General features: G+C 64.1%; 7 protein-coding genes. 1 reads left to right on the top strand and 6 read right to left on the bottom strand.

Going from position 1 to position 7984, the window contains the following annotated elements; all coding sequences use genetic code 11:
• Positions 1–239 precede the first annotated feature (239 nt).
• From ACFE72_RS16120 to galE, 4 genes are all read right to left on the bottom strand, one after another.
• A complete protein-coding gene (locus ACFE72_RS16120; RefSeq protein ID WP_375414118.1) occupies positions 240–1586 on the bottom strand; it encodes a methyl-accepting chemotaxis protein in 1347 nt (448 codons plus the stop codon).
• A gap of 285 nt (positions 1587–1871) precedes the next feature.
• Complete coding sequence (locus ACFE72_RS16115) at positions 1872–2573, bottom strand: fumarylacetoacetate hydrolase family protein (protein ID WP_375414117.1); 702 nt, start codon at positions 2571–2573, stop codon at positions 1872–1874.
• 141 nt (positions 2574–2714) lie between these two features.
• Positions 2715–4523 carry an ABC transporter ATP-binding protein gene (locus tag ACFE72_RS16110; protein WP_375414116.1) on the bottom strand — a complete coding sequence of 603 codons (1809 nt, stop codon included), beginning with the start codon at positions 4521–4523 and terminating at the stop codon, positions 2715–2717.
• Positions 4524–4624: 101 nt separating this feature from the next.
• Positions 4625–5638 carry a UDP-glucose 4-epimerase GalE gene (gene galE, locus ACFE72_RS16105; protein WP_375414115.1) on the bottom strand — a complete coding sequence of 338 codons (1014 nt, stop codon included), beginning with the start codon at positions 5636–5638 and terminating at the stop codon, positions 4625–4627.
• A gap of 132 nt (positions 5639–5770) precedes the next feature.
• Between galE and ACFE72_RS16100 the strand changes: the two genes are divergently transcribed.
• Positions 5771–6817 carry a glycosyltransferase family 4 protein gene (locus ACFE72_RS16100; protein WP_375414114.1) on the top strand — a complete coding sequence of 349 codons (1047 nt, stop codon included), beginning with the start codon at positions 5771–5773 and terminating at the stop codon, positions 6815–6817.
• Here the strand turns inward: ACFE72_RS16100 and ACFE72_RS16095 are convergent.
• Positions 6799–7335 (bottom strand): HAD family hydrolase, encoded by a 537-nt coding sequence (locus ACFE72_RS16095; protein ID WP_375414113.1) that lies wholly within the window; start codon positions 7333–7335, stop codon positions 6799–6801. The genes ACFE72_RS16100 and ACFE72_RS16095 overlap by 19 nt on opposite strands.
• Positions 7332–7934: a D-sedoheptulose 7-phosphate isomerase gene (locus tag ACFE72_RS16090; RefSeq protein WP_375414112.1), complete on the bottom strand. Its 603-nt coding sequence runs from the start codon at positions 7932–7934 to the stop codon at positions 7332–7334. Before ACFE72_RS16090 ends, ACFE72_RS16095 begins: the two co-directional genes overlap by 4 nt.
• Positions 7935–7984: the final 50 nt, after the last annotated feature.

The raw sequence follows: 7984 nt of genomic DNA, 5'->3' as shown, positions 1-7984 counted from the left end.
TCTGCAGCGCACCGCTCCGCAAGGGCTGCGCGCTGCGCTGCGTCCGGGGAACGCGTCCCGTGGAGCGCGATATTGCAACACGCCGCACCACACGCTGCGTCAACCGCGAGCTCGACCCGCGTATCCATCATTCTTCGAAAGCCTTTTGCGAAGCAGGATGGATTGCCGGGTCGAGCCCGGCAATGACGGCCTCCGGTGTCCCGGGCGCAACGCGGGCGCGGAGCTCTTGCGCTGCGCTGCTACGCCGCCGCCGCGATCGACTTCAAGAATCCGTCGATCTCGACCTGCAGGCTGGTGGTCGATTCCGATAACTGCTTCGCCGACGACAACAGCTGGCTCGACGCCGCCCCGGTCTGGTTGGCGCCGTGGCTGACTTCGGCGATGGTGCCGGCGACCTGCGAGGTGCCGGCCGCGGTGCGCTGGATGTTGCCGGAGATTTCCTGCGTCGCCGCGCCCTGTTCCTCGATCGCCGCCGAGATCGCGGTGGTGATTTCGGAAATCTTGCCGATGGTCGAGGAGATCATCTTGATGGAGCCGACCGCTTCCTGGGTTGCGGTCTGCATGCCCGCGATCTGGATGCCGATCTCATCGGTCGCCTTCGCGGTCTGGGCCGCCAGCGCCTTGACTTCCTGCGCGACCACCGCGAATCCGCGTCCGGCCTCGCCGGCGCGCGCGGCCTCGATGGTGGCGTTGAGCGCCAGAAGGTTGGTCTGTTCGGCAACCGAGGTGATCAGCTTGATGACGTCGCCGATCCGGTTGGCGGCCTGCGACAGCGCGTTGATGCGGGAATCGGTTTCATCGGCCTGCCGCACCGCGCTGGCGGCGATGGAGTTGGATTCCTGAACCTGCTGGGAGATCTCGCGCACCGAAATCGCCAGCTCTTCGGTGGCGGAGGCGACCGATTGCACGTTGTTGGAGGCGTCTTCCGAAGCGTTGGCGACCACGGTGGCAAGCCGCGTGGTATTGCCGGCATTATCGCTGAGGGCGCGCGCGGTGCCTTCCAGCTCGCTCGATGCCGACGACAGCGAGGTGATGATGGCGCGGAAGCGGTTGCTGGCGTCGGCAATCGCGTCCTTGCGAAGCTGGCGGTTGGAGCCGAAATAAGTGGCGACGGTGGTTTCCATGTCCATCATGCCGGCCTTGGCAATGGCGTTGAGCATCGCCGCCTTCTTGTCGCGCGCGGCTTGCGCGGCGCGTCCGAAGCGCGGTATCTCGACCTCGAACTCCACCGCTTTCATCAGTTGATCGACGACGAACATCTGACGGCAGCCGACATACCATTGCGGCGCCACGCCGGCGCGATGATGGAGTTCGCAGAACCGCGCCGCCGAACCGGCAAAGTCGGCGCCGAAATTGCCGGAGGCGATCAGGTCCCAGTGATGCAGTTGCAGGCGGATGGATTCCTGCATCACCCCGTCCTTGAAGACGCCGCAGCCCGGATCGGCATGCCGGATCTTGTCGTAGAACCGCGCCAGGATGCCGGGCAGGGCTTTGGCGAAAAACGGCCGCATCTCGCGTAAAGCTGTCCGCATCGGCTCGTCGATCTGAAGCAAATCGAGGCGGACGGCATTCCAGTCGAAGGTCATAAGCGGCGGCTCCGGCGCAAGGCGTGGCAGTCCGCTCATTTAATGGAAGTATGGTTAACGGATTGCGAATTTCCTTAACCCTCTCCGCCCTCGGCAGGGAGAGGTCGCGAGCATGGCGGGCGGTGAGGGCGGGGCGCTGCGGTGGAGACGATCGCGGAGCCTCCGGCTGCGCTTTCTGGCCCGCGAATGCTGACGACGGGCGTGCAGTGCGCGGCCGTTCGCCCGAAGCCGCCGCTACGCTTCGGCTTCGACATCCGCAAAGAGCGGGCAGAGGTTAAAGAGAGGTCACTCCGGCTTGCCGATGCTCACCTTCAGCGTCCCGATCCCATCGACGCCGCACTCGATCTTGTCGCCGGGCGACAACGCCGCAACGCCCGCGGGCGTGCCGGTCATGATGATGTCGCCGGCGCCGATCGAGACCTGCTGCGACAGTTGCCAGATGATCTCGGGCACGCTCCAGATCAATTCGGTGAGATCGCCCTTCTGCCGTTCGGTGCCGTTGACCGCGAGCCAGATCCGGCCTTTGGCCGGATGACCGATCTTGGAGGCCGGCTGCAATGCGCCGCAGGGCGCGGAATGATCGAACGATTTGCCGACCTCCCACGGCCGCTCCTTCTTGCGCGAGGCCTGCTGCAGGTCGCGGCGGGTGAGGTCGATGCCGACGCCGTAGCCCCAGACGTGGTCGAGCGCCTTGTCGGCCGGAATGTTGAGCCCGCCGCTCTTCATCGCGACGACCAGTTCGACCTCGTGATGCAGGTCCTTGGTCAGCGGCGGGTAGGGGATGGTGGCGCCATCCGCCTCGACCATGTCGGCATGCTTGGCAAAGAAGAACGGCGGCGCCCGCTCGTCGTTGCCCATCTCGCGGATATGCTCGATATAATTGCGGCCGACGCACCAGATGCGGCGGACCGGAAAGGAATTTGAGTCGCCGGCGACGGCGATTGCAGCTTGCGGAGGGCCGGGAATCACGAAAGTTTCGGTCATCATACTCTCTTCGGTGGATACAACCCCCCGTCATTGCGAGGAGCTCTTGCGACGAAGCAATCCGGTTTTCTGTTGGCGCGGGCGGGCCGGATTGCGTCGCTTCGCTCGCAAGACGATGGAACAAAATAGAGGTCCGATCAAACCTTAAGCCGTTGCGCTGATCGGCGCCAGCGTCAATGGCCCGGCATCACGGTGCTGCAGGCGGAAGAATGACGCATAACGGCCGCCGCGACGCAGCAGGTCGTCATGGCGGCCGCGCTCGACGATCTCGCCGCCCTCGACCACCAGGATGGCATCGGCGTGCATGATGGTGTGCAGGCGGTGGGCGATGACGATGGTGGTGCGGTTCTGGCAGAGGTGCTCGATCGCTTCCTGCACCTGCTTTTCGGATTCGGAGTCCAGCGCCGCGGTGGCCTCATCGAGCAGGATGACCGGCGCGTTTTTGACCAGCGCGCGGGCAATGGCGACGCGCTGGCGCTGTCCGCCGGACAACTGGGTGCCGTGCTCGCCTACCGGCGTGTCGTAGCCGAGCGGGAAGTTCATGATGAAATCATGCGCGCATGCCGCCTTCGCCGCGGAAACAATCTCGGCTTCGGTGGCACCGACCCTGCCGAATGCGATGTTCTCGCGGATGGTGTCCCGAAACAGGTAGACATCCTGTCCGACATAGGCGGTCTGCTGCCGCAGCGAGCGGCGCGATACGGCGGCAATCGCCTGACCGTCGATCAGGACATCGCCGTCGGTCACCTCATAGAGCCGCAGCAGCAGCGCCAGCACCGTCGACTTGCCGCCGCCGGACGGCCCTACCAATGCAGTGACCTTGCCGGGTTCGGCGATAAAACTCATGCGGTTGAGCACCGGCTCGTTGGAACGGTACGCGAAGGTCACGCCGCGGAATTCGACCCGCGCGTCGGTCAGCCTTAGCGCCGGCTTGTCGTCGTCGTCGGGTTCGGTGGCCGGGCTATCGACGATCTCCAGCAGCTTGCGCGCGCCGATCAGGCTCGAGTTCAGTTCGATGTTAAGGCGGGCCAGCCGCTTGGCGGGCTCATAGGCGAGCAGGAACGCGGTCAGGAACGAAAAGAACTGTCCCGGCGTCGCGCCCATCGCGACGACGCGATAGCCGCCATACATCAACCCTGCCGCAATCGCAAAGCCGCCGAGCGTCTCCATCAACGGGCTGGCGCGGTTGGAGACCCGCGCCATCTTGTTGGCGTTGCGCTCGACGGCGGCAATGCTGGCGTTGATGCGCTCGCGCATGGTCTGTTCCAGCGTGAACGCCTTGACGGTGCGGATACCCTGCAGCGATTCCTGCATGGTCTCCATGATATCGGCGGTGCCGGCGAACTGGTTGTGCGCAAGACCCTTGATGCGTTTCACCAGCTTGCGCAGCACGAGCATCGCCGGCGGCGCCACCAAAAATCCGAGCAGCGCCATGTACGGATCCTGCATCAGCATCACGCAGACCAGCGCGATCAGCGACAGCAGGTCGCGTCCCACCGCGTTGATCAAGAGGCTGAGAACCTGGGTGACGGCGTTCGCACCGGCCGTGAGTCGCGCCAGAAATTCGGACGAATGGCGCGCCGAGAAGAAGGCGACGCTTTCGCTCATCAGCTTGGAGAATAGCCGACGCTGGTTATTGGCCAGAATGGCGTTGCTGATCTGGGACAGTATGACGGAATGGCCGTAGGTCGCCGCGCCCTTGAGCGTAAAGACCACGATGGTGACCAGCGACAGGACGGCGATGCCGCGCACATTCTTGTCGACATAGGCCTGGTTGATGACTTCGCCGAGCAGATAGGCCGAGCCCGCGGTCGCGGCCGCCGAAACCGCCATCAGCGCGAACGCCGCCAGATAGCGCCGCCAATAGGCCGCGCCCTGTTCCATTACGAGACGTCTAATCAGGATCGCGGCGCCGTAAGGGTCGTCGGTAATCCTGCGAGGAAGTTCGGTCATCCGCATCCCATCGACGGCGCGGGCGGATATCCGCCGGCGCGTCAGGGTTGCCCGCTATGAAAGCGATTTTCAAGCCAAAATCGGGCTTGCAATCGACCGGATCAGGCTGAAACGGCCTGCCGTTCGGCACCGTGGCGGTCGTGGAACAACTTCTCTTCCCAGGCCAGCGCGTGGGCGGCGATGGTTTCGAGATCGGCGTATCGCGGCGTCCAGTCCAGCGTGGCCGCAATGCGGCCGGTGTCGGCGATCATGGTCATGATGTCGCCCGGCCGGCGCGGCGCGGTCTGCACCGCGAAATTGCGCCCCGACACGCGACGCACGGCTTCGATGGTTTCCAGCACCGAGTAACCGCGGCCGTAGCCGCAATTGAGCGTCGTCGACATCCCGCCGCCGCGCAGATAGGACAGCGCCGCGCAATGCGCCTGGGCGAGATCGCTGACGTGAATGAAATCCCGAACGCAGCTTCCGTCCGGTGTCGGATAGTCGGTGCCATAAACGTCGATCTTGGCGCGCTGGCCGGTGGCGGCTTCGACGGCGATCTTCAAGAGATGCGTGGCGCCGGCGGTGGAGAGGCCGATCCGCGCGTGAGGGTCGGCGCCTGCAACATTGAAGTAGCGCAGCGCGACGTATTTCATGTCGTGGGCGGCAGCGACGTCATGCAGCATGATCTCGCTCATCAGCTTGGACGATCCGTAGGGCGACAACGGCCGCGTCGGCGTATCCTCGGTGACGGGCATCTGCTTCGGATTGCCATACACCGCCGCAGTGGAGGAGAAGATGAAGCGATTGACGCCGCATTTCACCGCGGCGTTGAGCAGGCTGCGCGTGGTCATGGTGTTGTTGCGGTAGTAACCAAGGGGATCGCGCATCGAATCCGGCACCACCACGGAACCCGCAAAATGGACGATGCTCTCGACGCCGTGCGCCGCGATCACGCCTTCGACCAGATTTTCGTCCGCGGCATCGCCGATGAACAACGGCACCCCCTCGGGCAGCGATGTGGAAAACCCGGTGGACAAATTGTCGATCACGACGACGCTTTCGCCGGCTTCCGCCAGCGCCAGAACCATGTGACTTCCGATATAACCGGCGCCGCCGGTGACAAGCACGGTCATGAGATCACCCATCCCTCGAGATACAGAAGGCAAAGCTATCCGGCCCAGGGTGAAGGGGGAGTTTCGGCTCGCGGCAACTGGCCCCTATGCTTAATGTTGCGTATAGGGACTTAGGCAAAAACGGAGTATTAGGTGGCCATCGACGCCGTGATCCTGCGCGAGTTGCAACTGATCGTGCCAAATCTGCACAGGCGCTATTCCGGCGTGACCGCGACCAATCGCATGGTAGCGCCGAAGCTGGCCAAACTGTTTCGCGCGGCATGGTTCGGTTCCGATGCCCCGGAGGATGTCGCGCGCCTGAGCATCCCGGATCTTTTGAAATTATGGCGACGCCGCGCGCCGTTGATCTGGCATGCGCGGCGCAACAACGAGATGATCGTCGGCGCGTTGCTGAAGGCGCTGGGCTGGCCACTGAAACTGGTGTTCACCTCTGCGGCGCAGCGGCACCATAGCTGGATCACGCGGTGGCTGATTAGCCGGATGGATGCCGTGATCGCCACTAGCGACGTTTCGGCGTCGTATCTGAAGCGCGAGGCCACGGTCATTCCGCACGGCGTCGATACCGACCGCTATGCACCGTCTGTCGACCGTGCCGCGGCATTCGCCGAAGCGGGATTGCCGGGACGCGCTGCGATCGGCTGCTTCGGCCGCGTGCGCGCGCAGAAGGGGACCGACGTGTTCGTCGATGCGATGTGCCGGGTGCTGCCGCGTTATCCGGATTTCTGCGCGCTGATCGTCGGCGCGATTACCGCCGATCAGGCCGCGTTCGCCAACGACCTGAAAACGCGGATCGAAACAGCTGGCCTGCGATCGCGCGTGATTATCACGGGCGAACTGCCGATCGAGGAGCTGCCGCGCTGGTACCGGCGCCTAACGATCTACGCCTTCACCTCGCGCAATGAAGGCTTTGGGCTGACGCTGCTCGAAGCGATGTCGTCGGGCGCGGCGCTGGTGGCGTCGCGCGCCGGTGCCGCCGAACTGGTGGTCGAGGACGGCGTAACCGGCGTGCTGACGGCGCCGGGCAGCGTCGATGCGCTGGTAACAGCACTGGAGCCGTTGCTGGACGATCCCGACTCAGCGGCGTCGATGGGCGCACAGGCACGGGCGCGCGTGATTGCGCAATTCAGCCTGGATGCCGAAGCAACCAGGATCGGGGACGTTTACCGCGCGCTTGTCTGAGCCACTACGTCCGCGACGAACGCATCGAGATCGCCCCCGGCGAATAAGAACCCGGGTAAGCCCGCAGCGTCCGCCGCCTCGATGTCGGTTTGTCGATCTCCAATGACAAAACTGCCGTCGCGTCGCACCGGCCAGTGGTCCATCAGATCGAGTATCATGCCGGGGCTGGGCTTGCGCCAATGGTGGTCTTGCAGATAGCCCGCGACCGATCCGCCGGGATGATGCGGACAATATCGGATGTCGTCGATGTGGGCGCCTTGCGCGGCGAGCTCGACGCGCATCCAGTCGTGCAGCACGCGCAGATGATCTTCGGTGAAGAAGCCGCGCGCAACGCCGGACTGATTGGTGAACAGGAAGACAAAATATCCGGCGTCATTGAGACGGCGGACCGCCTTCGCCGCATTCGGCATCCAGCGGATCCGGTCCTGGCTACCCATGAAGCCGTCGTCGTAATTGAGCACTCCGTCGCGGTCGAGAAAGGCGGCGGGTTTTGGCGCGACAGCGTCGATGCCGCTCATTTTTCCACAGTCTCACGCATCATGGTTTGTTCGATCTCGTCGCAGATTCCATGCGCGACGGCGAGATGGATCTGCTGGACCAATGGCGTATCGTCGCTGGGCGAAACCAACAGATGGTCGCACAACGCGCGCAGACTTTCGCCTTTGGTGCCGGTGAAACCGACGGTGACAAGCCCGCGCTCGCGCGCGAGGCGAAGCGCGGCCAGAATATTCGGCGATGAGCCGGAGGTGGACAACGCCAGCAGCACGTCGCCGCGCCTAGCCAGGGCTTCGACCTGCCGGGCGAACACTTCCGCAAAACCGTAATCATTGGCGATCGAGGTTAGCGCCGAGGTATCGGTGGTCAGCGCTATCGCCGCATAGCCGCGACGATCCTGCTTGTAGCGGCCGACGATCTCGGCGGCGATATGCTGGGCGTCGGCGGCGCTGCCGCCATTGCCGATGATCAGGAGCTTGTTGCCGGATCGCAGGCTGGCGACGATTGCCGCGGCGATATTGCGCGCCGCATCGAGCAACGCTTCGTCATGGCAGGCGCGATCAAGCGCTGCGGCCGAATTGTCCAGATGAGTAACGATCGGGTCTCTTGAATCCGGGCTCAAAACGCACCATGGAGATTGCAGGCTGCGCCTTTGGTAATGACCGCGCCGCA

Origin of the sequence: uncultured Bradyrhizobium sp. (genome assembly GCF_964252615.1) — a bacterium.
GTDB lineage: Bacteria > Pseudomonadota > Alphaproteobacteria > Rhizobiales > Xanthobacteraceae > Bradyrhizobium.
This window is presented reverse-complemented; position numbering and strand designations above follow the sequence as displayed.